Origin of the sequence: Geitlerinema sp. PCC 7407 (genome assembly GCF_000317045.1) — a bacterium.
Classification (GTDB): domain Bacteria; phylum Cyanobacteriota; class Cyanobacteriia; order PCC-7407; family PCC-7407; genus PCC-7407.
This window is the reverse complement of record NC_019703.1, coordinates 908,026-931,383: the sequence shown is the minus strand read 5'-3', so window position 1 is coordinate 931,383 and position 23,358 is coordinate 908,026. Positions and strand designations below refer to the sequence as shown.

Here is a 23,358-nt window from a genome sequence, read left to right as displayed (position 1 = left end):
TGGCGGGCTACCTGCCCAGGACCGTGAGGAGATTTGCCCTATGTCAATGTTGATAGGCCCGCTAGCGGGGCTGGGGGTGTCCTCGACTGCCCTAGGAGCGCTCACGCCGTTTTTGGCCAGCGATCGCCTCCTGACCCTGAGTCACTTGGCCCTTGTCCTAGGCGTGGGCTGGCTGGCCGCTCGCCAGAAATGGGTTGCGCCGGCGATCGCCCTTGGTTTTAGCGCGGTGCTGGTGGTGTGCGCCGGGTTACCCGCGGTGGCGCACTGGGCAGGCCAGCCTCTCTCAGCAAATTTTGTGGGTAGCTTGCAGCTGCTCCAGGCGGTGCTCAATGGCTTGGTGCTGGTGGCGGGAGGCCGATGGCAGCTCAGCCAGATCTCCGCCCGCCGCAACCTGCAAGATCAGCTCCAGCGGGCTGTCTTGCTGCGCAATATCACCCTGGAGATTCGTCAGAGCCTAGATGCGGGCCAGATTTTTCAGACGACGGCTACCCAGATCGGCCAAGCGTTTCAGGTCGATCGGTGCGTCATCTTTGGCTACAGCGCGACGGCCCAGCCCCAGCTGCCCATCGTCGCCGAGTACCGCCAGGGCAGCTACCCGTCCATGCTGCACTACAGCATTTCGCTGGTTGACAATCCGCTGATCCAGCAGCTGCTGGCCCAAAATGAGGCGATCGCCCTCGAAGACGTCAACGCTGAGCCGCGCATCGCCTCCTTTGCGCCCCTGTGGCAGGCCCTAGAGCTTCAGTCGATTTTGGCGATCCGCACCTCCTATCAGGGAGAGCCCAACGGCCTGATTAGCTTGCAGCAGTGCAGCGCCCAACGCCAGTGGTCCCCCGAAGAGACGGAGCTGCTGGCGGCGATCGCCGACCAGGTGGGCATCGCCTTGGCCCAGGCCCAGGTGCTGGCCCAGGAAACCCGGCAGCGCCAGGAAATGACCGAAAAGAACGCCGCCCTCGAGCACGCCCGCTACATTGCCGAGGCGGCCAACCATGCCAAGAGCAGCTTTTTGGCCGTGATGAGCCACGAAATCCGCACGCCCATGAATGCGGTCATCGGCATGACGGATCTGCTGCTGGACACGTCCCTGACGCCCCAGCAGGAGGACTTTGCCCAGACCATTCGCACCAGCGGCGAGGCGCTGCTGGCGATCATCAACGACATTTTGGATTTCTCCAAAATCGAGTCGGGCAAGCTGGATATTCAAAATCACCCCTTCGATCTGCGCAGCTGTATCGAGAGCGCTCTCGACCTCTTGGCCCCCAAGGCTGCCGAGAAGCAGCTGGAGCTGGTGTATTTCATTGAGCCCCACGTGCCGACGGAGCTGGTGGGGGATGAGGTGCGGCTGCGACAGATCTTGGTGAATCTGGTCGGCAACGCGGTGAAGTTCACGGCGGAGGGGTTTGTGGCGATCGCGGTGACGGGGCGATCGCTGACCCCCGACTCCCAGGCCTCCTCGGAGGCGCCGCTGTACACTATTCGGTTTACGGTCCAGGACACCGGGATCGGCATTCCCTCCGATCGCCTCGATCGGCTGTTTCGGCCCTTTAGCCAGGTGGATTCCTTCACGGGGCGGCAGTATGGCGGAACCGGCCTCGGCCTGGTGATCAGCCAGCGCCTCAGCGAGATGATGGGCGGCCGCATCTGGGTCGACAGCGAGGTGGAGCAGGGCTCAACGTTTTATGTGTCGGTGCTGATGGCGGCGCGACCTGCGGCCCCAGCGCCGGGGCGGGAGCGGCCCTTAGCGGGCAAGCGTCTGCTGCTGGTGGACGATCACGCCCTGGTGCGCCACAGCCTGACGACCGACGCAGAGGCGTGGGGCATGGGGGTGTGCGCGGTGGATTCGGGGGTGGCGGCCCTGGCTCGGCTGGCGGCGGGCGATCGCTTCGATGTGGCCCTGATCGATCACACCCTGCCGGACACCGACGGCCACTCCCTGGCCCTGCGCATGCGCGAAGACTACGCCGATCAGCCGCTGGCGCTGGTGCTGCTGGCGCCTTTGGGCAATCTGCCGATTCCGGAGGTCGATGAGCGGGCTCTGTTCCAGGCAGAGGTCCACAAGCCGGTGCGGCAGGCCCAGCTGTACGGGGTGCTGAGCGAGGTGCTGTCGGAGGCCCCGGACCCCATTGCTTCGCCAGCACCGCCGCCCCTGGCCCCGGCCGCAGACGCTTTGCCGCCGCGATCGCTGCGGATCTTGCTCGCTGAAGATAACCTGGTCAACCAGAAGGTAGCCCTCCATCTGCTCAAGCGCCTCGGCTACAGCGCCGATGTCGCCCACAATGGCCGCGAGGCCCTGGAAAGCCTACAGCGCCGCGCCTACGATCTGGTGCTTATGGACATTCAGATGCCCGAAATGGACGGTCTGAGCGCGACGCGGCGAATCTGCGCCGATTTCCCGGCCCAGGAGCGGCCCCGCATTGTCGCGGTGACAGCCAACGCCATGCAGGGCGATCGCGAGCAGTGCTTGGCGGCGGGTATGGATGACTACACCAGCAAACCGCTGCGAATTGCAGAATTAATGCGGGTTCTACAGTCGTGCACCGTGCGATCGCCCGTTGCACCGCTGCCGCCCATTGTCTCCACGCTTCTAGAAACGCTGCAAGCCCAACTTGGTGATGTGACAACCGAAATCTTGGCTGAGGTTATCGACAGCTACCTACAGGAAGCACCGGCGCTTTTGGGCCAGATGCAGCAGGCGATCGCCCAGGCCGACGCTCTCAGTCTCCAGCGCGCTGCCCACACCCTCAAGTCCAGCAGCGCGACCGTCGGAGCCCTGGGCCTTTCTCGGCTCAGCCAGGAGCTAGAAACCCTGGGCCGCACCAGCAGCTTGCCCCCAGCGCCAGCCCTCTTGGCCCAGCTACAGCAGGAATATTTACGGGTTGAGGCAGCGCTGCGGGAGGTGTGCCTGCTATGTTGACCGATCGATCCAGCCCCCGACAGCACACCCCTCCCCGGATTTTGATCATTGACGATGACCAGTCCACGCGGCTGGTGCTGCGCAAGATCATGGCCGAGGAGGGTTATGAAATCATCGAAGCCAGCAATGGCCAAGAGGGTTTACAGATTTTTGAGTCTTACCAGCCCGATCTGGTGCTGACCGATGCCCTGATGCCGGTGATGGACGGCTTTCAGTACTGCGCTCAGCTGCGCCAGAAGCCCAACGGTCTCGACGTTCCGCTGCTGATTATCACTAGCCTGGACGACGAAGCGTCGATCGATCGCGCCTTTGAGGTCGGCGCGACGGACTACATCACCAAGCCGGTGCACTGGGCGGTGCTGCGGCAGCGGGTCCGGCGCTTGTTGCAGGGCAGTCGGGCCACCCAGGAACTGCGCCACCAGGGGGAATGTGAGCGGCTTTTGCGGCGCATTATGCTGCAAGTGCGGCAGTCTCTTGATCTCCAGCAAGTGCTGGCGACGGCGGCCCGGGAGGTGCGATCGCTCTTGGGGGTGGAGCAGGTGGCGATCGCCCGCGTCCACACCAGCGGCCATACCAGCTTTGTGGTGGAGTCGACCGAGCCGGGTTTGCCGTCCATTCTGGGCATGGCCTGTCCCCTGGGAGCCGAGGCCAGCACCTCCCCGACCGGCGTGATCGCCATCGCCGATGTGTTGAGCCACAGCAGCCCCCTTGACAGGCGATCGCCCACCGCGCTTTTAGGATTGCGGGCTCGCTTGGTCATGCCCATCACCCGTCAGGCGATGACTTGGGGGTTTCTGTGCGCCCACCAGCACTCTAGTCCTCGCCTGTGGGAGGCCTTTGAGATCGATTTGCTCTGCCAGCTCGCCGACCAGATCGCCATCGCCATTCAGCAGTCCGAGCTGTACCAAAAAGTCCAGTGGCTCAACGCCGACCTCGAGCGCCAGGTCCAAGAGCGCACCGGACAACTAGAGCAGGCCCTCGAGTGCGAGGCGCTCCTCAAGCGGATCACCGACAAGGTCCGCGACAGCCTGGTCGAGGAGCAAATTCTCGAAAGCGCTGTCCGCGAGCTGGCCCTCGGCCTCAACGCCAGCGGCTGCAACGCGTCTCGCTACGACCTTGAGGCCGAGATTTCCATGATTTGCTACGAGTACACCACGACGATTCCCAGCTCTCAGGGACGCGTTTCCCAGATGAGCGGCTTTGCCGAAATCTACGGGCAGCTGCGCCAGGGGCAGGATTTTCAGTTTTGCTCCATCGCGCCCAATCCGGTGCGGGGCCGCGTGGCGATGCTGGCCTGCCCAATCCTGGATGACCAGGGCGTGCTGGGGGATCTGTGGCTGATCAACCCGCCCGATCGCCCGTTTAGTGAGCTCGAGCAGCGGCTGGTGCAGCAGGTGGCCAACCAGTGCGCGATCGCCATTCGCCAGGCCCGCCTCTACCAAACCGCCCAAACCCAGGTGGAGGAGCTCGAGCAGATCAATCAGCTCAAGGACGACTTTCTCAGCACGGTGTCCCACGAGCTGCGCACGCCCATGGCCAGCATGAAAATGGCGATTCACATGCTGGCGATCGCCCTCAAAGAGTGTCTGCCCGAGATGGGCAGCAGCACCGCCAGCGAGGCCCTCGCCAAAGCCCATCGCTACTTTGAGATTCTCAATCAAGAGTGTGAGCGGGAAATCAACCTGATTAATGATCTGCTGGACCTGCAGCGCCTCGAAGAGGGCAGCCAGCCGGTCGCCCTGGAGACCATTCACCTCGATCGCTGGCTGCCGCCCCTCCTGGCCCCCTTTCACGAGCGCACGCGCAGCCGCCAGCAGCAGTTTCATCTGCACATCCCCGAACCGGCTCCCCCCGTGATCTCCAACGGGCTCAGCCTGGCCCGCGTCCTCACCGAGCTGCTCAACAACGCGTGCAAGTACACCCCGGCCCAAGAGGCGATCGCCCTGGCCATCCACTTTTCGGAAGAGGCGTGGCACCTGCGCATTAGCAACTCCGGCGTCGAAATTCCCGCCCCCGAAATTCACCGCATCTTTGACAAGTTCTATCGCATTCCCAAGGCCGATCCCTGGAAGCAAGGCGGCACCGGCCTGGGGCTGGCCCTGGTCCAAAAGCTCGTGCAGCACCTCGGCGGCACTCTGACCGTTCGCAGCAGCTGCTGCCTGACGGAGTTTTGGGTTGATTTGCCGCGCAATCCAGCTCTGGAGACTGGCTAGACTGTCGCTGCCCAATCTCCAGCCACCTTGAGCGCAGGAGCGAGGGGCTTTCCGGATACCACCCGGCGAAATTAGAAAACACAAGAGAGTGGCATCCCTCGGCTGAGACGCTCCCAGATTTCGCTGATGCGAGCGGGAGTCGCACCTTGGCCCGGGGCGATCGCCCTCACCGCTGGGGGTGCAGCCTTGACGGATCGCCGCAGCGATCGCCCCTCGACCCCATTTTTCACCGATCGCGGACTGAATTCATGGTGAAACAACGCCCTTGGTCGGAGATTGCTGAATCTCTGTTGATTGTTGGTTCGGGGGTGGGCTCTGTCGCCTCCATCGTGCTCCAGGAAGCGGCTTTTGCGTCGGCCCCGCTGACCCTCGCGGCCCTGCTCAGCTTGATCAACCGGCGGCGCGCGGAGCAAGAGCTAGAAATCAGTACGCGCACCACGGTCAACCAGTCGAGTCGCTATTTCACCGAGGCGCTCAACACCCTCAACCAGCGGGTGCTGTCGCTGCCGACGCCGGATGACCTCAACAGCTTGCAAGAGGTGGTGATCCAGACCCTCGATGAGCAGCATGACGCCATTGACGCGCTGCACGGCGATCTGGCGGCCTATCTCAACCAGTTTGAACAGCGGACTCTGGAGCCGGTGCGCCAGCAGGTGGGCAAGGTGCAAGAGCAGCAGGGCACTTTGCAGGAGTCCCAAAATCAGCTCGCGGCCCTGATCGCCGGACTGCCCAAGTCTTCGAAGGTGGAGGCGCTGGAGCGGGCGATCGCCGAGCTGGGCGGCGAGAGCGGCCAGTTGCGCCTGGGTCTGGAAATGCTGGCCAAGGAGGCGCGCCAAAACATTCGGCCCCTCCAGGAGCAGATCGACCGGCTCAATCGCCGGATCAACAATTTGCCGCCGCCCTTCGACGCCAGCGCTCTGCGCCAGGATATGGAGTCCGTAATGAAGGTGGTGACGACCCTGGTGGCTCGGCCCGAATTTGACGGGCTGGTGGGCCAGGTGGAGAAGCTCCGAGAGCAGATCGAGCTGCTGGATCGCGGCACCGTGCCGATGCGGGAGGCGATCGCCCTTTGTCAGGCCCAAGTGGTCGCTCTGCAAGCGCAAACGAGCGATCTAGAACAGCAAATGGGCGATCGTCCGCGTCTTGAGCAGCTCGAAGCCATAGAAACAAGTTTTAGCCATTTAGACGCCCAAATTTCTAGCCTGAAGGCCGCATTCCAAGATCTAACCCATCCCCTGCCTGAGGACTTTCGGCCCACCATCGAAGCCGTGGTGGGGGCCCACACCCAGACCTGGCGCCAAGACCTCCAGCAGCTCCGGCAGCACCTACAGACCCTGGAAGATCAGCAGCACCAGTGGCAAGCGGAGACCCCCAGCACCGCCGATTGGCAAGCATTTCAGGCCCACATTCAGGCGGTTTTGGGCCGCGTCCAGAGCGGCATTGAGGCCACCCAGCAGGCGCTGGACACCCAGATTTCCCAAGCGGCGATCGCCCTGGTCCAGACCGTGCAGCCTGCGGTGCCGCCCGACGAAGAGTTTCCGGCCACAGTCGAGAGCTTGACGGCCCTGGAGCTGGCCCTGGAGCAGACCCACAGCCACCTGGCCCTGGGGTGGCCCAGCCTGGAAGCCAGCCCGCTGACGGGGGAGATGCTGCGCAAGCTGGCGCTGTTTCTCGACGGCGGTGGCTCGTTGGATATCGGCTGGGGCGCCAGCAGCGCCCAGAGAGACGCCTACACCCCGCGAGCGATCGCCCCAGAAGCGGGTTCAGGCATTCCCAGCGATGAGGCCCTCTTGCAGCAGCTGACCCTGCTGCGGCAGCACTACCCCAGCCAGATTCGCTATCAGCACCTCGAAACAACCACGGCGTTTTTGGTGGGCGATCGCCGCTTTGCCATTCTCGAGCAGCCGCCCTCCCCCGCGCCCAAGTCCAGCGACGCCCCCAGCCGCCGCACCTTCCAGCCCGCCGCCGTCCAGGAGCTGCTAGAGCGCTTTGAGCCGCCCGCCGCCAACGCCTGGGAGAGCGCTCTGCGCCGAGGCATCGCCCGCCAAGACCTCGGCGACTGGATGGGCGCGATCGAGGCCTACACAGAGGCCATCAAGCAAGGGGCGCGCACCGGCTTGATCTACAACAATCGCGGCGTGGCCCGCCACGCCCTGGGCGATCGCCTGGGAGCCCTCGATGACTTCCGGACCGCCCTGACCCTGCGCAACGACCAGGCCATGCTCTACCAAAACCGGGGCATCCTGCACGCCGAGCAGGGCGAATTTGCCAACGCCATCGCGGACTTTAGCAGCGCCCTGCACCTGGAGCCCCACAACGCCGAAGCCTATCTGCGCCGGGGCCTCAGCTACGCCAAGCTAGAAAACTGGACCCAGGCGATCGCCGACTACACCGCCGCCCGCCAGCATCAGCCCCAGCGCGCCTCCCTCTACTTCCATCGGGGGCTCGCCCGCGGCAAGCTCGGCCAGTTTTCGGAGGCGATCGCCGACTACACCCACGCCCTCCAGCTCAACCCGCGCCACGCCCTCGCCCACTTTTGTCGGGGGCTGCTGCGCCAGCAGCTGGGCGACCTCCAGCGGGCCGTCTTCGACCTCACCACCGCCGCCCGTCTCTTTGCCGAGCGCAGCGACTGGGAAAACCACCGGCGCGCCCTCGACACCCTCAAGAAAATCCAGCGGACTCCGCACCTGAGTCCCCATCCTGTCCGGCTCACCGCTGTCCCGCGGCCCCGCGTTCTCGAGCCGCCCGCCAGCTAGCTCATCAGCGCCCGACTCAGCAGCCGGTCCGCCGCCCGCTGGCCGCCCCAGCGCGCCACAATTTCGTCGTCGTAGTCATCGGCAAACTTGGCGATCGCCATTACCGAGGTCCGCAGCTCCTCGCGATCGCAGGTTGAACCCATGATGCTGTGCTCAAACACCACGTCGCCATCGTCGTCGATGGCAAAGCGGCCAAAATAAAGGCTGTCATTTTCGCGCAGCAGATAGTAGAGCAGCTCCGTCGTCAGCTCCACATCTGTGACCACGTAGGCGCGCGTAATCACGATCGCCTCGTCGGTATCCCAGGGAATCACCTCGGTGTAGGCCACTGCCGACCCAAAATTCACCGCAAACAGCGGTTCCTCCGGGTAGCGAATCAGCTTTTCGCCAAACAGCTCCTGCATCCAAGGCAGAATTTTTTGGTAGCAAGACTGCTGCAGCTCAGTCTCAAATTCCATGATCCCAGCCCTTTTAGCATCATCATTCGTTAGAATGCTTCACCAAGCGCGCCCAGGTTTCCGATAGCGAGAATTTTTTAGAAATTTCGGCCGCTTTGCCCTCAGCTCACCCAATACACCCTGTTTCGCAGACTTCCAGCTCCAGTTTGAGTTCAGAGCCACCGCGATTCCTGAGTTTTGATAGGCTAAATTTTCCCACAATTTCTTCCTAAAGGCGGCACCAGAGGGCCAAACACCTGTCTATTAGGGGATTTGTGGCGTCCCAACCATCGCAGGTCTGATGGCATTCATCAGGGGTTCTGATGGGCTTCGTCCCCTGGTTGAATTGCCGAGTTCTTCATATTTTGTTACAAACAGGGTAGAACGCCTAGAGACCAATAACTGCATGTTTGGTGGCTTAACTGGCTTAACGAGTCCTTCGGGCACAGATTTTGGCGAACGCATGCTCAATGCCGTCGCCAGCCAATCGATTCGCCACCTGTTCACAAGCAGCGAATCGGTTGATGTGGAAGTCCGCTGTTATCCCTCAAGCAAGCTGCTCCAGGGCAGCATTGACAGCTTCAAAATGAATGGCAAGGGGCTCGTGATTCGGCGCGAGTTCCGAACCGCTGAGTTGACATTTGAAACCGATGCGGTGGCTATCGATATCGGGGCGGCGCTCGGGGGCCAGATGCGCCTCAAGCAGCCCACCCAGGCGGTGGCCCAAGTGACCCTGACCGAGGCCGATATCAATCAGTCTTTCCGGGCAGAGCTGGTGCGCAAGCGCATCCAGGAGGTCCAAATCCCGGCGCTGGAGTCCCTCACGGGCGGCCAGGCAGTTTCCTTTACCAATGTTCAGATCGAGCTGCTGCCTGACAACCGCGTGACGCTCTTTGCAGACACCCAGATTCCGGGACGCGACTCGATTCCGGTGAGCCTGACGGCGCGACTCGCTATTGAGCGGCGGCGCCGCATTCTCTTCCAGGAAGCGCAGTTTCGCCCGGAGCCAGTCCCCGAGGCGGTACGCAGCGAGTCGGAGACGCTCTCTCGGGCCTTTGCGGAGGTGCTCAACGACATGGTCGACCTCGAGCGCTTTGACCTAGACGGCGTGACGCTGCGGCTCAATCGCCTGGAGACTGAGGGCAAAAATCTGCTGTTTAGCGGCTACGCTCAAATCGATCGCTTCCCGGGCACCTAGGCAGCTCAGCCCTGCCCCAACTCCCATTCCTGAAGCGCCTGGGTGATACCTTGGCGCAGGGGAGCGGGAGTCTGGGGGTCCTGGGCGAGGGTCCGCAGGTGCTGCTGGGCAGCGGTGCGATCGAGGGCCTTGAGGGCCGCGATCGCGTGGAGACGGACGCCAGCGTCCTCGTCGGCCAGGAGGCCCGTCAGGCCCCCTAGAGCGGCGCGATCGCCGAGCTGCCCCAGGGCCAGGGCGATCGCCTGCTTGGCAGCCGCAGAGGCCTGGACCCCAGGCTGGGACAGCAGCGACTGGAGCCGCTGAGCCACCTTGGGCCGCCAGCGAGGCTCCTGGGTCCGCCCCAGAGCGGCGATCGCCTCCAGCAGGACCGGCGCTGGGGCCGTCTCCAAAATGCTTTCTAGGGCTGCCAGAGCCTCTGGGACCTTCATCCAGCCGAGGGCGCGCACCAAAGCGATTTGCTGGGAGATCGGCGTGAGGGGCTGAAACTGCACAGACAGGGCCAGGACGGCCGCCGGGGTGCCGATGCGTCCCAGGGCGATCGCCACTTGCTCAGCCACAGCCCCGTTGAGATCGCGCAGCAGGGGGCTCAGCAGGGGCACCAAGTCCAGGGCGATCGCCTGATCGGCCCGCAGCCCCAGCCCGATCACGGCTTCTTTGCGGACGGCGGAGGCCGGATCGCTCAGGGCGCGCACCAAGGCTGCCGAGACCCGGGGCTCATGGACGCTGCTGAGGGCTTCGAGGGCCGCCGATCGCACCGCAGGGTCCGGATCATCGAGAACGCTCAGCAAGGGCTCAACAACGGCAGCGCTGCGGACGTGGGCCAGGGTCTGGACCGCCACTAGGCGAGTTTCCGGCTCCGCCAGCAGCTCCGTGAGGGCCAAGGTGCTGAGGGGACCCAGGCTGGCCAGGGAAGCCGCCGCCGCGCTGCGCACGTCGTCATCTTCGGTCTGCTGCAACAGCTCCGCCAGGGCGTCCACGGCCGCCGGATGGGCCACTTCCCCCAAGAGGCGCGCCACAAACCAGCACAGCTCTTCGTCGTCGCCGTCGGTCTGGAGGGCCGCTACCCAGGGCATCACGAGCCGCGATCGCTGGTCCTCAGAGAGGGGGGCCGCCGCAATCTGGGAAAACAGCTTCGCAATCTCCCAGCGCTGCTGGAAGTCCCCCAGCCTCAGCACCTTGAGCAGCGCCTCCGCCACAAGCTCCAAAAGGTCCGCCGCCAGCGGGCGATCGCCCGCTTCCGCGTCCAGCGCTATCTGCATCTGGCACAGGCACTGGTACACCAGCGCCCAGTCTTGCCGCTGCGCAGCCAGCTGCGCCTGTTCAAAAGAGGTCAGCATTCAGAACCCGCAAATAACAAGGGTGAACAAAACCAGGGGCCTCGCTCGATCAGGCGAGGTGAAACTCGCGCAGCGCTGGCAAAAAGTTGCGGCTTTCGTGGCTGGGACGGCTGAGCTTGAGCAAGGCAAAGCGCTGGAGCGGCGTCAGGCCCGCCCACTGCTGCGGGGCGATCGCCACTCCCACCGCTTGGGCCTTGGTCAGCAGCGCCTCCGGCACCTCTACCCCCTGAAGCCATGCTGGTTCTGGCTCTATCGGCAGCTCTGAGGCCGGAGCGCCCGTGTATTGCTGCACCAGGTCTTGAATGAGCGTGTGGCACTCCTGGATCTGGGTCGGCGTTGTGCAGGGCTGAGCGACGATCGCCTGCCGCTCCATTTGGCTAAAGGCAAGCCAGTGATCGAGCTTGAGTTTGATCCCGCAGGTGTCTAGTTTGTAGCGCACCTGCATCGGAATGCAGCGCAGGGACTCTACAAAATCTGCCTCAAACTCAAAAAAATCAGTCATAGTTTCTAGCCTTCGTGCAGGGCTCGCTAGTGCGAGGAGGGAGAGGTATGGCGAACGATCCAGTAGCTCAGGGACAGGGCCAAAATCGCGGCCGCCAAGCCAACAATGTCAATGCCAGACACCTTTTCCAGATCGAGAATGATAATTTTCCGCGCTACTGCCGTCAGGGAAGTGACGATGACCAACTCTACCTGAACCACGTGCTTGCGCAGATAAGCCGTAATATTTTCCAAAATTTCTAGGGCAATCAGCACGCTCAAAAAGAGCCCAAACACTTCGATCAGCGTGCGGTTGAAAAAGCCGTAGGGAGACGAAAACAGCTCTAGCAGCAAAAACCAAGCCAGATCGATCAGCGCCACAAAGATGACGACGATCATCAGCAGCGAGAGGACTTTCGAAACGACGCTTTCGGTCAGCTCGATGAGCTTGAGAAAGTTTTCATCCGATCCAGTTCGAGAGAGGCGATTTTTAAGTCGTCTGAGCCACAGCATGGTCCAAAGTGAGGCTAGGGTGAACGCAATCCATCAACACTTTGGAGCACAGAGGTCAAATGAGCAAGATCCAAATCTATGAATCCCCTAATAGGTAGTTGACATAGATAGAGGACTACTGATAGACGCCATTGAATCTAGACTGCTCTCTTCCGGGGTCCAGGGCGCTAGCTGCACGGCGCAGGCCTTGAGCTCGGGCTGCTTGGAGTCTGGGCAGGCCTCGGGATGCATGAGGGCGTTGGCCTCGGCGTCGTCGGCCCACAGAGAGCCCCAGTGCATGGGCACGAAGACAGTCCCCGGGGCGATCGCCGTCGTGATCTTGGCGGGAAAGCGTCCCTTGCCCCGGCGCGATCGCACCTCAACCCAGGATTCTTCTTGGATGCCGAGCTGCGCAGCGTCGCGAGGATGAATCTCAATAAAGGGCTGGGGATGCATCTGACGCGTCTTTTCGATGCGGCCTGTGCGGGTCATAGTGTGCCAGTGGCCGTACAGACGGCCCGTGGTGAGCACCCAGGGATAGGCAGGGTCAGGGGGCTCGGCGAGGCCGCGCGAGTGGTAGGCAGCAAAGCGAGCGCGGCCGTCCGGCGTGGGAAAGCGCAGCTGGGTGTACAGGCGAGGCACCGAGACTCCGCCGGTGATCTCCGAGCAGGGCCACCGCAGCGGCCCCTCGGTCCGCAGCCGCTCGTAGCTGATGGCCGTCATGTCGCAGACGCGATCGCGGGTTAGCTGCACAAACTCGCGGTGCACCGCCGCCGAATCCGCAAAGTCGAAGTGAGTCCCATAGCCCAGCCGCCGGCCCACCTCCGCGAAGATTTCCCAGTCAGGCCGTGCTGAACCCACCGGATCGCGGAAGGCCGGACACAGGGTTACATAGCGCTCGGAGTTGGTCATGGTGCCGGTTTTTTCGCCCCACTGAGCCGCTGGCAGCACCACGTGGGCGTAGGCCGCCGTCTCGGTGGGATAGTAGGCGTCTTGATAGACGGTAAAGGGCGATCGCAGCATTGCCGCCTTCACCCGCTCTAGGTCCGGCAGGCTCACCACCGGATTGGTCGCCGCCACCCAAAAAACGCCCACCTCGGAGCGTTCCAGCCCTTCGATCATTTCCCACACCGTGCGGCCCGGCTCCGGCGAAATGCTGCCCGGCGCTAGGTTCCACTGGACTTCTAGCTCAGAGCGGTGCTGGAGATTTTTGACCAGGCGGTAGCCCGGCAGCAGGTGAGAGAGGCCTCCGGCCTCGCGCCCGCCCATGGCGTTGGGCTGCCCGGTCAAGGAAAAAGGCCCCGCCCCCGGCCGCCCAATTTGGGCCGTCATCAGGTGCAGGTTGATCAGCGTTCGCACCTTCGCGGTCCCCTCGGAGGACTGATTCACTCCCATGGACCACAGAGACAGCACCCGCTTGGAGTCGGCCCAGTAGCGCGCTGCCAGCTCCACCGCCTCGGCTGCGATGCCGCAGCGCTCGGCGACCACCTCCGGCGGATAGTCGGCGAGGATCGCCGCATAGGCCGGAAATCCGGTGGTGCATTCATCCAGGAACGTCAAGTCCAGGCATCCCCACTGCATCAGCAGGTGGGCAATTCCATTCAGCAAGTCGATGTCGGTACCCGGACGAATGGGCAGGTGCAGATCCGCTGCCTCGGCCGTGGCGGTGCGCCGGGGATCAACCACGATCATCTTCACGTGGCGGTTGCGCTTGTGGTACTTGCGCAGGCGGTTGAAGGCGATCGGGTGGCACTCCGCCGCATTGGTGCCGATCAAGAAGGCGCAGTCAGTCTGCTCGAGGTCGTCGTAGCAGCAGGGCGGGCCGTCGGACCCGAAACTCTGGATGTAGCCTGCGACCGCCGAGGACATGCACAGGCGCGAGTTGGCGTCGAAGTTGTTGGTGCCCAGACAGCCCTTGAGCAGCTTTTGGGCGATATAGTAGTCCTCGGTCTGGAACTGGCCCGAACCGTACATGCAGATGCCGTCTGGCCCGTGGGTGGCCAGGGTGGCCTGGATCTCGCGGGTGATGCGATCGAGGGCTTCTTCCCAGGTGGCTTGGCGAAAGGAGTCGTTGAGGGAGTCGCGGATCAGCGGATGGCGCAGACGGTCTTTGTCGATGGCCTCGGCGATCGTGGCTCCTTTGACACACACCATGCCTTGACTGGAGGGATGGGCGCGATCGCCCCGCACCTGCCAAATCGGGTTGCCGTATTTGTCGCGGTTGGTTGGCTTTCCGGGCTGGGCAGGCGGTAGCACCTCTAGGCCACAACCCACGCCGCAGTAAGGACACAGGGTTTTGGTGGGTTCAGTCATGGTGGCTCCCCAAAAGACTCAAGAGCAGAAAACGGGATAGGGGCTTGATTTTACGTGAGGACCAGAGTGATTCCTATCCGGAAATCAAGGCAGTTTGGGCCAGCTGGCCGCAGGGAATTCGGATAACTTCCGTAGGATTTCGCTGCTGGGGCTGAATTTCTAGCTCAGCCTCGGCGGGAGCGTCAAACAGCAGTCGCTCCATGGGAAACAGCAGCCGCTCGAAGGATTGGCCGGGGAAATTCGCGATCTGGACGCGCTGAATTTGGGGGCTGGTGTTGATGTAGTGGCACAGAAGCCATCCATCGGGGGTAGAAGGATTGTTCATGGCGATCGCCGCAAAAAGGAAAGAAGCTGGGGCAAAGGGGGCTGGGAAGCCGAAATTTGGGGGTTAGTTGCGATCGTCCCGCAGGACCAGTCGGGGCTCCGTCACGGTAGGCTCCAGCTCTTCCCCTTCGTGGTGGGCCGAGAAGGAACCCTTGGGCTCCTTGAGGAAGAACCAGCACAGGAAGGCCACCACCAGCGCCGCCAAACCCAAGGTCTGGAAGAAGATCCGGTTGGCGATCGCCCCCTCGGGCAGCAGGCTAAACAGGGTCAGGTAGCACACCGCTCCCACGTTGCCGTAGGCTCCCACGTTGCCCGCGATTTGCCCCGTCACCCGCCGCTTGATCAGCGGCACGATGGCAAAGGTCGAGCCCTCACCGGCCTGGACAAAGAAGGAGCACGCCATGGTCAGCAGGATCGCCAGCGGTAGCCACCAGCCCCCCGTCACGCTGCCCATCATTAGATAGCCCAGGCCCATGCCCGCCGTCAGCACCGCCATGGTCCACTTGCGGCTGCCCAGGCGATCGGAAATCAGGCCGCCCCCAGGTCGGGACATCAGGTTCATGAAAGCATAGCTGGCGGCAATCATGCCCGCCTGGCTGGGGTTCAGGCCAAAGGTCTGCTCAAAGAACGCTGGCAGCATGGACACCACCGCCAGCTCCGAGCCAAAGTTCACAAAGTAGGTCAGCTCTAGAATGGCCACCTGGTTGAACTGATAGCGATCGCCTGCCTCGTAGCGCTTGCGGCCCTGCATCAGGTCCTGATTCACATACCAAGCTTTGGAGGCCTGAAAGCCATAGAGTCCGGCCAGGGCCACCCACGTAACGACGAGGCCGGTGGTGTCGAGGACGCCCTCCTGGGTCAGCCGCCAGGCCAGCAGCGCCAGCACGCCCACCAGAGGCACATTCATCACCAGCATGAACCAGAAGTCGCGGCGGGAGGTGACTTCGATGCCACCGTGGCGAGCGGGCCGCTGATACACCTTGCCGGGTGGGGTATCTTGGACCCCAAAGAAGTAGATGACGCCGTACACCGCCGCCGCAATCCCCGTCAGGGCGATCGCCAGCCGCCAGTTCGCTTGGCCGCCCGCCAAGAAGGACAGGCCCAGGGCCACCGACGGCAGCGTAAAGGCCGCCGCCGCCGAACCGAAGTTGCCCCAGCCGCCATAGATCCCTTCAGCTAGGCCGATTTCCTTGGGCGGAAACCACTCCGCCACCATGCGAATGCCGATCACAAAGCCCGCGCCCACGATGCTGAGGAGCAGCCGGCTAATCACCAACGTGTTGAAATCCTGAGCGAGGGCAAACAGCGTACAGGGAATCGCCGCAAACATCAGCAGCAGCGAGTAGGTCACCCGAGGCCCGTACTTGTCCAGCAGCATGCCAATGATGATCCGAGCTGGCACCGTCAGGGCCACGTTGCAGATTGCCAGCGTCCGAATTTGGGATGTGGTCAAGCCCAAGTCAGCCTTGAGCGTCGTCGCCAGGGGGGCGAGGTTGAACCACACCACAAAGGACAGGAAGAAGGCAAACCAGGTCATGTGCAGGATGCGATAGCGTCCCTGGAGTGACCACAATTCTGAAAGCATGGGATTCGCTCGAATAACAACAGCGTTGGCGCGGGGCGATGGCTCAGGCCATCGGGGCTTGGGTCAGGTGCTAGTCCTCCTCATGGGCAAAACGGCGATAGAGGAAATCAAGGGCGTAGTTGCGCAGCTCGTAGTACTGCGGGTCCTCGATCAGCTGGGCGCGATCGCGCGGCCGGGCAAAGGGAATGTCCAAGATTTCGCCGATGGTGGCCGACGGGCCGTTGGTCATCATCACCAGGCGATCGGCCAGGAAGAGCGCCTCGTCGATGTCGTGGGTGATCATCAGCACCGTCGCCCGGTGGTCTTGCCAAATCTTGAGCAGCTCTTCTTGGAGCTCTTCTTTGGTGATGGCGTCGAGGGCTCCGAAGGGCTCATCCAGGACCAGCACCTCGGGCCGGATCGACAGCGCCCGGGCGATCGCCACCCGCTGCTTCATGCCGCCGGACAGCTGGTGGGGGCGCTTGTGCGCCGCCTCGGAGAGGCCCACCAAGTCTAGGTGGTGACGGGCGATCGCCACTTTCTCTGACTTGTTCTTTTGGGGATAGGCCGCATTCACTGCCAGGTAGACGTTCTCGTAGGCCGTCTTCCAGGGCAGCAGCGCGTAGTTTTGGAACACCACCATGCGGTCTGGACCTGGCTTGGTGATGCGCTTGCCGTTGAGACGAACCTCACCCGTCGTGGGCCGCAAAAAGCCCGACACCATGTTCAGCAGCGTCGACTTGCCGCACCCCGAGTGGCCGATGAAGCAAACAAACTCTCCTTCCTGGAGGGTCAGGTTCACGCCATCAAGGACGGTATAAGGCCCCTTCGGCGTTGGGAAGGACTTCGAGACGTTCTCGATCGTCAGGTAAGGCTCCTGAGAGCGGTGGGACTGAGCATCAGAGTGAGCATTTTTGAGGGTCTGCATGGGAGGAGGTGGGGGAATAAATCACTAAGCAGCTTTGGACGGGACAGGCGCATCGAGGATGATTTCCTCCACCCGCACCTCCCCCTTGATGGCCAGGCGATCGAGGTAGCCCAGAGGGTCATCGGGGTCAAACACCACTCCGTCAAAGAGGGCAAAGGGCTTGCGATCGGGCTCCATGTCAGGCCAGCCCAGCTGGCGAGCCGCTTCGCCAAACAGGTCCACTCGGCGCACCCGCTCGAGGATCTCCACCCAGTTTTTGGGGAAGGGGGTGACGCCCCAGCGGGCTAGCTGCGTCAGAATCCACAGCCCCTCTGCTCGGCCAGGGCAGTTGGTCTGGTCCACATGGAACTGGTTGAAGCGGGGCAGCGATCGCCCTTGGGAGCCCAGTCGGGTGGGATAGGGATCGATGAAGCCGGGGCGCAGGAAGTTGACCTGGCTGCCGATGTACTGGGGCTGAGCCAAGATCTGGACGATTTCTTCGCGGTGGCGGAGGTCGTCGCAGTATTCGCAGGCCTCCAGCAGCGCCTTGACCAGGGCCAGGTGGGTCTGGGGATAGCGCTGAGCCCAGGATTCCTGGACGCCGAGGACTTTCTCGGGGTGACCGGCCCAGATGTCGAGGTCCGTAGCGATCACATAGCCCAGCTCTTCTTGCACCGCGCGGGAGTTCCAGGGCTCGCCCGCACAGAATCCGTCAATGGTCCCGGCCTTGAGGCTGGACACCATTTGGGTCGGCGACACGACTTGCAGATCGAGGTCGCGATCGGGATCGATGCCGCCCGCAGCCAGCCAGTAGCGCAGCAGCAGGTTGTGCATGGAGGCACCGTGGACCATGCCCAGGATGTGGCGCTGGTCAGGCTCAGCGGCGATCGCCGCCTTGAAATCGGCCAGGGTCTGCACGCCTTGCTCCTGGAAGCGACGATCGAGGGTGATCGCGTTGCCGTTGCGGCTGAGCACCAGCGCAATCACCATGGGCAGGGGCATTTTGCCCTCCAGGCCCAGGGTCATGGCCAGGGGCATGCCCGCCGCCATCATGGCCGCGTCCAGTCGCCCCGTCGCCACTCCTTCCGCGATCGCCCGCCAGCTCGGCTCGCGGCTGAGGGTCACTTCTTCCAGGCCGTGCTTGCGGAAAAAGCCCTTTTCCTTGGCGACCACCAGGGGCGCGCAGTCCGTCAGCGGCAAAAAGCCCAGATCCAGGTTCACCTTCTCCAGGCCATTGCGGGCGATCGCGCCGCGCTGGGGCACCGGCCGCCGCTTGGCCCGCTTCTGCTGGTTAAGGAAGTAGACAATCTCGTTGCGCAGACCGTAGTAGCTGGGGTGGTTCATCACCTCCAGACGATGACGGGGCCGGGGCAGCTCCACCTCCAGAATCTGGCCGATGTGGGCCTCGGGGCCATTGGTCAGCATCACCACCCGATCCGACAGCAGCAGGGCCTCATCCACATCGTGGGTCACCATGATGCAGGTCACCTTGCTCTCCTGGCAGATCTGCATTAGCTGCTCTTGGAGGTTGCCGCGGGTCAGGGCATCGAGGGCCCCAAAGGGCTCATCGAGCAGCAGCACCTTGGGCCGGATGGCCAGGGCCCGGGCGATCGCCACCCGCTGCTTCATGCCGCCCGACAGCTCGTGGGGGCGCTTGTCCGCCGCCGCCCGCAGATGCACCAGGTCGATGTGCTGTTCGACGATGCCCCGGCGCTCCCCCTTGGGCAGGTGCTTGAGGGTCGAGTTCACCGCCAGGGCGATGTTTTGGCGCACCGTCAGCCAGGGCAGCAGCGAATAGTTTTGGAACACCACCATCCGCTCGGGGCCGGGCCGCCGAATCTCGCGCCCTTCCAAGATCACGCCGCCCTCGGTGGGGCGATCGAGACCCGCCACCATATTCAGCAAGGTCGACTTGCCACAGCCCGAGTGGCCGATCAGCGAAACAAACTCACCCTGGCGAATCTTTAGCTCAATATTTTTGAGAGCAATGTAGCTAGCGCCGTTTGGGAGGGCAAATATCTTGCCAACGTGGTCGATTTCAACAAAAGCCATGGCACTTCTCAATGGGGACTCAGAGCAGAGCAACAAGCAACCGAGGGATTAGCGCTGGCCTTCGGGGACCACCAGGCTGGCAATGAAGCTTACCAGCCGATCGAGCAGCAGTCCCACGACGCCAACATAAATCAGGGCCAGGATGATTTCGCTCAGGCGCGAGCTGTTCCAGGCGTCCCAGATAAAGAAGCCGATGCCTACACCGCCCACCAGCATCTCCGCCGCCACGATCGCCAGCCAGGACAGGCCGACGCCAATCTTGAGGCCGGTAAAGATGTAGGGAACGGTCGAGGGAAACAGGATGTTGAAAAAGTACTCAATGCGGGACAGCTGGAGCACCCGGGCCACGTTGCGATAGTCCTGGGGGATTTGCTGAACGCCCACCGTGGTGTTGATGATGATGGGCCAGATCGCCGTGATGAAGATGACGAAGATGGCGGAGGGGTTGCTGTCGCGGAAAGCAGCCAGGGAAATGGGCAGCCAGGCCAGGGGCGGCACCGTCCGCAGCACCTGGAACAGCGGGTCCAGGGCGTTATACATGAAGCGGTTGGTCCCGATCAAGATACCCAGACCGATGCCCACGATCGCGGACAGAGAAAAGCCGATGGCCACCCGCTGTAAGCTGGCGAAGATCTGCCAGAACAGGCCTTTGTCGGTGCCGCCATTGTCAAAGAAGGGATCAATAATCAGTTCCCAGGTTTCGCTGAGGGTCTGGGTGGGGCTGGGCAGGTTGGACTGGGGGCCGCTGCACAGGATTTGCCAAATGAACAGAAAAAGGGCGATCGCAATGATCGGCGGAAATACGCGCTGGGAGTTCTGCTTGAGAAACTTGCGAACGGCGGGCGGCAGTAGGGGTGCAGGCTTACGAGCCTCGAGGTTGACGGCCATGATTGCTCTTTCTCCTAAGGGGTCACTGGGGAATGCAGCGGGCAGTGGGATCAAACGCTAACGGGACCGATGGGGTCAATTTGATCAAGCTGGGGGAAGAGAAAAGCCCCCGCCGTCGCACCGTGAATGCGCTTGGGCGATCGCCGGGGGCAATCATCGGCCCTAAACCTTTTTGATGGCCAAGCCGTTGAGGTAGGCCTCGGGGTTCTCGGGGTCAAACTTCACCCCGTCAAAGAAGGTCTCAACCCCTCTCGAAGAGGTCGTCGGAATCTCAGCCTCCGCCACCCCGATCGCCTTAGCCGCCTCGCGCCAGAGATCTTCGCGGTTCACCTGGTCGACGATCTTGCGGGTGTCGGTGTCGGCGGGCAGGTAGCCCCAGCGGATGTCCTCCGTCAAGAACCACAGGTCATGGCTCTTGTAGGGGAAGGAAGCATTGTCGCGCCAGTACTTCATCACCAAGGAGTTGCTGTAGTCTTCGACCCGGCCCGTGCCGTAGTCATACTTGCCGGTCGAGCGATCGATGATGTCGGTGACAGGCACCTTGAACCATTCCCGCTTGGCCAGGATTTCGCACATTTCTTGCTTGTTCTCGGCGCGATCGCACCACTGCTGAGCTTCTAGAACCGCCTTCAGCAGCGCCATCGCCGCTTTGGGGTGCTTGTCCACCCACTCCGCGCGCATCGCAAAGGCTTTTTCCGGGTGATCCTTCCAGATCTCGCCCGTCGTGACCGCCATATAGCCAATCTGCTGGTTGACGGTTTGCAGCGGCCAAGGCTCGCCCACGCAGAACCCTTCCATGTTGCTGACCTTAATGTTGGCCACCATCTGCGGGGGCGGCACCACAATGGTCGAGACGTCCTGGTCTGGGTTGATGCCGCCTGCTGCCATCCAGTAGCGAATCCACAGGTCGTGGGTGCCACCGGGGAAGGTCATGGCCATCTTCAGATCGCGGCCCGACGACTTCTCCTTGGCAAAGGCACCCTTGAGCGCTTTGGTGTCGGCCCCGATATTCAGGTCCTTGTAGGTATTGGAGAGCATGATGCCCTGGCCATTCACATTCAGCCGCGCCAGGATATACATCGGCACTGGCTGCTTGGTGACGGTCCCGAGGGCCATCAGGTAAGGCATGGGCGTCAGAATGTGTGCTCCGTCGATGCCGCCGCCCCCGGAACCAAGCTCTAGGTTGTCGCGGGTGGTTCCCCAGGAGGCCTGCTTCTCGACGCTGACGTCAGTCATGCCGTACTTTTCGAACAAGCCCTTTTCTTTGGCGATGATCAGGGGCGCGGCGTCGGTCAGAGCAATGAAGCCCAGCTTGGCCGTGGTCACCTCAGGAGCGTCGGCAGCGCTCACATTCACGGCATTGTTGGTGCTGGATGCTGCCGCGGGCGTCGGCGCATTCCCAGAATTTGAGGAGCTAGAGGCACAACCGTGGAGAAAAAGCGTAAACGCGGTACTTGCACCCGCTGTTGCCAAAAACTGCCGCCGAGAGAACTTCGTCATGCTTTCTGCCTAACTGAAGGGTATATGAGGGTGGTGAAGAAAAAGCGAACAGTACCAGCGAGAGAGTGAGAGCGTTTGTGCCCAGAAGGCAGGCCGAATATTGCCCCCCTCGGGACTGCCTAGATGGGCCGTCTTGGGCAGTCCATTGGGAGGGTCGATCCAAGGGGAAGTGAATGCCACTACTGGCGCTTCCCCAAGACTTAAACTGCGATCGCTGAGGTCTTGACGCGGGCCTGAAACTTTTCAACCAAGACATCACGCAGCACCGCTTTGAGGTCTTCGCAGGGAACACCTTTCATCACGCAGGTTCCCAACTCTGCCTCTTTGCCAACTTTGCCGCCCATATAGATGTCCACCGCCTCAACCATGCGGCCGTCTTTGCGGGCTTTGGTGCCCATCAGGCCGATATCCGCTACCTGGGGCTGACCGCAGGAGTTGGGGCAGCCGGTCCAGTGAATCCGCACGGGGCGGGGAATCTGCAGCTCGGCTTCCAGCTCTTTGACCAGGGACAAGGCCCGATTTTTGGTCTCGATAAGGGCGAAGTTGCAGAACTGGCTGCCGGTGCAGGACACCAGGGCGCGGGTCAGGGGATCCGGATCGGGGGAAAAGCGCTCGAGCAGGGGCTCTTTGAGCAGGGGCTCAAGGCGCGAATCGGGCACGTTGGGCAGGATGACGTTTTGCTCAACGGTGAGGCGCAGCTCGCCGCTGCCGTACACTTCGGCGAGGCGGGCCAGGTCAAACATGTCCTGGGCGTAGAGGCGGCCGATGGGAATCAGCAGACCCACGTAGTTGAGGCCGGGCTGCTTTTGGGCGTGGATGCCGACGTGATCGCGCTTTTCCCAGAGAATCTCGTCCTTGGGGGCGGCGGGGGCGAGGGCGTGGCCGAGCTGCTGCTCGACGGCGGCCCGGAAAGCGTCGAGGCCCCACTCGTCGATCAGCCACATCAGGCGGGCTTTTTGGCGGTTGGCCCGCAGACCGCGATCGCGATACACCACGAGGATGGCTTCGCACAGGGTCACCACGTCTCGCGGGTGGACCCAGGCGTTGAGCGGGATGGCGGCGGCGCAGCGCTTGGCGGAGAAAAAGCCGCCGACCAAGACGTTGAAGCCGAGGACGCCGTCTCGGTAGGCCGGGACAAAGGCGATGTCGTTGATTTCGGCGTGGACGGAGTTGTCGCGGCAGCCAGCGATCGCAATGTTGAACTTGCGCGGCAGATTGCTAAAGGACGGGTTGCCATCGCCGTTGTTGGTGATCATGTCCTGGACTTTGCGCACCAGGCCCCGCGTGTCGATCAGTTCATCGGCGTCGATGCCAGCGACCGGCGAGGCGGTGATGTTGCGCACGTTGTCCATGCCGGACTGGACGGAGGTGAGGCCCGCCCCTTCGATGCGCCGGAAGATGTCCGGGATGTCCTCGAGGCGAATGCCGCGCAGCTGCAAGTTTTGGCGCGTTGTGATATCAGCGCTGCCGTCATCGCCATAGCGCTGCACGATTTCGGCGAGAACCCGCATTTGGCCACTGGTCAGGATGCCGCTGGGCATCCGCAGACGCAGCATAAATTTGCCCGGGGTAACGGGGCGGAAAAAGACGCCCAGCCACTTGAGACGATGATCTCGATCGGTTTCATCCATCGCCTCCCAGCCGATTTGGGCGAAATGCTCTAGTTCGGTCTTGACTGCAAGGCCGTCTTTTTCGGCTTTAAATTTTTCAAATTTGTTTGCGCTGGCGGGAGGGGTGGCGGTGCCGGTCATAACGTTGTGTCCTCGCTGTTTACGGCAATGCAGGCGATCGCCAGAGGCTTGAAAGGGCGATCGCGCTCATCTTTGGGGTTGAGGGTGACCGCTTAATTTCGGAGTCTAAAGGCTGCCCTAGAAGATGCCTGTATACACTGCAACCGAGTCTATAAATTTCCAGATTTCATAACAGAAATCCAAAGGTTTATAAGGGCGATCGCAGCAAAAGGCCTAGAATTCTTTGCCCTTA

At 62.4% G+C, this 23,358-nt stretch carries 17 protein-coding genes; 5 read left to right on the top strand and 12 right to left on the bottom strand.

Annotation, left to right across the window (positions count from 1 at the left end):
- The first annotated feature begins 40 nt into the window (after positions 1-40).
- From GEI7407_RS03925 to GEI7407_RS19300, 4 genes are all read left to right on the top strand, one after another.
- On the top strand, positions 41-2,914 hold the full coding sequence (locus tag GEI7407_RS03925) for a response regulator (protein WP_015170830.1): 2,874 nt from the start codon (positions 41-43) through the stop codon (positions 2,912-2,914).
- Positions 2,908-5,127, top strand: a complete 2,220-nt coding sequence (locus GEI7407_RS03920; protein ID WP_015170829.1) for a response regulator — start codon at positions 2,908-2,910, stop codon at positions 5,125-5,127. Before GEI7407_RS03925 ends, GEI7407_RS03920 begins: the two co-directional genes overlap by 7 nt.
- 126 nt (positions 5,128-5,253) lie before the next feature.
- A complete protein-coding gene (locus GEI7407_RS21770; protein ID WP_255347605.1) occupies positions 5,254-5,382 on the top strand; it encodes a hypothetical protein in 129 nt (42 codons plus the stop codon).
- Positions 5,376-7,883 (top strand): tetratricopeptide repeat protein, encoded by a 2,508-nt coding sequence (locus tag GEI7407_RS19300; protein WP_015170828.1) that lies wholly within the window; start codon positions 5,376-5,378, stop codon positions 7,881-7,883. Before GEI7407_RS21770 ends, GEI7407_RS19300 begins: the two co-directional genes overlap by 7 nt.
- On the opposite strand, the gene GEI7407_RS03910 is transcribed toward GEI7407_RS19300, so the two are convergent.
- Complete coding sequence (locus tag GEI7407_RS03910; protein ID WP_015170827.1) at positions 7,880-8,341, bottom strand: T3SS (YopN, CesT) and YbjN peptide-binding chaperone 1; 462 nt, start codon at positions 8,339-8,341, stop codon at positions 7,880-7,882. The genes GEI7407_RS19300 and GEI7407_RS03910 overlap by 4 nt on opposite strands.
- Positions 8,342-8,726: 385 nt before the next feature.
- Between GEI7407_RS03910 and GEI7407_RS03905 the strand changes: the two genes are divergently transcribed.
- Positions 8,727-9,518 carry a DUF2993 domain-containing protein gene (locus GEI7407_RS03905; RefSeq protein WP_015170826.1) on the top strand — a complete coding sequence of 264 codons (792 nt, stop codon included), beginning with the start codon at positions 8,727-8,729 and terminating at the stop codon, positions 9,516-9,518.
- A gap of 5 nt (positions 9,519-9,523) precedes the next feature.
- Here the strand turns inward: GEI7407_RS03905 and GEI7407_RS03900 are convergent, their stop codons facing one another.
- From GEI7407_RS03900 to GEI7407_RS03850, 11 genes are all read right to left on the bottom strand, one after another.
- Positions 9,524-10,855, bottom strand: coding sequence for a HEAT repeat domain-containing protein (locus tag GEI7407_RS03900; protein ID WP_015170825.1), 1,332 nt, complete (start codon positions 10,853-10,855; stop codon positions 9,524-9,526).
- 49 nt (positions 10,856-10,904) lie between these two features.
- The gene (locus GEI7407_RS03895; protein ID WP_015170824.1) at positions 10,905-11,357 is read right to left on the bottom strand and encodes a nitrate reductase associated protein; all 453 of its coding nucleotides are present in this window, start codon (positions 11,355-11,357) and stop codon (positions 10,905-10,907) included.
- Between the two features lie 26 nt (positions 11,358-11,383).
- The gene (locus GEI7407_RS03890) at positions 11,384-11,848 is read right to left on the bottom strand and encodes a phosphate-starvation-inducible PsiE family protein (RefSeq protein ID WP_015170823.1); all 465 of its coding nucleotides are present in this window, start codon (positions 11,846-11,848) and stop codon (positions 11,384-11,386) included.
- A gap of 87 nt (positions 11,849-11,935) precedes the next feature.
- Positions 11,936-14,140, bottom strand: a complete 2,205-nt coding sequence (locus GEI7407_RS03885) for a molybdopterin oxidoreductase family protein (protein WP_015170822.1) — start codon at positions 14,138-14,140, stop codon at positions 11,936-11,938.
- A gap of 73 nt (positions 14,141-14,213) precedes the next feature.
- Positions 14,214-14,465 carry a DUF1830 domain-containing protein gene (locus GEI7407_RS03880; RefSeq protein WP_015170821.1) on the bottom strand — a complete coding sequence of 84 codons (252 nt, stop codon included), beginning with the start codon at positions 14,463-14,465 and terminating at the stop codon, positions 14,214-14,216.
- Between the two features lie 63 nt (positions 14,466-14,528).
- Positions 14,529-16,049, bottom strand: coding sequence for an MFS transporter (locus tag GEI7407_RS03875; RefSeq protein ID WP_015170820.1), 1,521 nt, complete (start codon positions 16,047-16,049; stop codon positions 14,529-14,531).
- A gap of 70 nt (positions 16,050-16,119) precedes the next feature.
- Positions 16,120-16,956 carry a nitrate ABC transporter ATP-binding protein gene (locus GEI7407_RS03870; RefSeq protein ID WP_015170819.1) on the bottom strand — a complete coding sequence of 279 codons (837 nt, stop codon included), beginning with the start codon at positions 16,954-16,956 and terminating at the stop codon, positions 16,120-16,122.
- Between the two features lie 24 nt (positions 16,957-16,980).
- Complete coding sequence (locus GEI7407_RS03865; protein WP_015170818.1) at positions 16,981-18,987, bottom strand: nitrate ABC transporter ATP-binding protein; 2,007 nt, start codon at positions 18,985-18,987, stop codon at positions 16,981-16,983.
- 48 nt (positions 18,988-19,035) lie between these two features.
- A complete protein-coding gene (gene ntrB / locus GEI7407_RS03860; protein WP_015170817.1) occupies positions 19,036-19,875 on the bottom strand; it encodes a nitrate ABC transporter permease in 840 nt (279 codons plus the stop codon).
- Positions 19,876-20,037: 162 nt separating this feature from the next.
- Positions 20,038-21,375 (bottom strand): CmpA/NrtA family ABC transporter substrate-binding protein, encoded by a 1,338-nt coding sequence (locus GEI7407_RS03855; protein WP_015170816.1) that lies wholly within the window; start codon positions 21,373-21,375, stop codon positions 20,038-20,040.
- Positions 21,376-21,575: 200 nt separating this feature from the next.
- Positions 21,576-23,126, bottom strand: a complete 1,551-nt coding sequence (locus GEI7407_RS03850; RefSeq protein WP_015170815.1) for a ferredoxin--nitrite reductase — start codon at positions 23,124-23,126, stop codon at positions 21,576-21,578.
- Positions 23,127-23,358 lie beyond the last annotated feature (232 nt).

Bases quoted from the DNA above. Each gene is read 5' to 3' on its own strand.
- GEI7407_RS03925 (WP_015170830.1), top strand. From the start codon at position 41: ATGTCAATGTTGATAGGCCCGCTAGCGGGGCTGGGGGTGTCCTCGACT.
- GEI7407_RS03920 (WP_015170829.1), top strand. From the start codon at position 2,908: ATGTTGACCGATCGATCCAGCCCCCGACAGCACACCCCTCCCCGGATT.
- GEI7407_RS21770 (WP_255347605.1), top strand. From the start codon at position 5,254: ATGCGAGCGGGAGTCGCACCTTGGCCCGGGGCGATCGCCCTCACCGCT.
- GEI7407_RS19300 (WP_015170828.1), top strand. From the start codon at position 5,376: ATGGTGAAACAACGCCCTTGGTCGGAGATTGCTGAATCTCTGTTGATT.
- GEI7407_RS03910 (WP_015170827.1), bottom strand. From the start codon at position 8,341: ATGGAATTTGAGACTGAGCTGCAGCAGTCTTGCTACCAAAAAATTCTG.
- GEI7407_RS03905 (WP_015170826.1), top strand. From the start codon at position 8,727: ATGTTTGGTGGCTTAACTGGCTTAACGAGTCCTTCGGGCACAGATTTT.
- GEI7407_RS03900 (WP_015170825.1), bottom strand. From the start codon at position 10,855: ATGCTGACCTCTTTTGAACAGGCGCAGCTGGCTGCGCAGCGGCAAGAC.
- GEI7407_RS03895 (WP_015170824.1), bottom strand. From the start codon at position 11,357: ATGACTGATTTTTTTGAGTTTGAGGCAGATTTTGTAGAGTCCCTGCGC.
- GEI7407_RS03890 (WP_015170823.1), bottom strand. From the start codon at position 11,848: ATGCTGTGGCTCAGACGACTTAAAAATCGCCTCTCTCGAACTGGATCG.
- GEI7407_RS03885 (WP_015170822.1), bottom strand. From the start codon at position 14,140: ATGACTGAACCCACCAAAACCCTGTGTCCTTACTGCGGCGTGGGTTGT.
- GEI7407_RS03880 (WP_015170821.1), bottom strand. From the start codon at position 14,465: ATGAACAATCCTTCTACCCCCGATGGATGGCTTCTGTGCCACTACATC.
- GEI7407_RS03875 (WP_015170820.1), bottom strand. From the start codon at position 16,049: ATGCTTTCAGAATTGTGGTCACTCCAGGGACGCTATCGCATCCTGCAC.
- GEI7407_RS03870 (WP_015170819.1), bottom strand. From the start codon at position 16,956: ATGCAGACCCTCAAAAATGCTCACTCTGATGCTCAGTCCCACCGCTCT.
- GEI7407_RS03865 (WP_015170818.1), bottom strand. From the start codon at position 18,987: ATGGCTTTTGTTGAAATCGACCACGTTGGCAAGATATTTGCCCTCCCA.
- ntrB (WP_015170817.1), bottom strand. From the start codon at position 19,875: ATGGCCGTCAACCTCGAGGCTCGTAAGCCTGCACCCCTACTGCCGCCC.
- GEI7407_RS03855 (WP_015170816.1), bottom strand. From the start codon at position 21,375: ATGACGAAGTTCTCTCGGCGGCAGTTTTTGGCAACAGCGGGTGCAAGT.
- GEI7407_RS03850 (WP_015170815.1), bottom strand. From the start codon at position 23,126: ATGACCGGCACCGCCACCCCTCCCGCCAGCGCAAACAAATTTGAAAAA.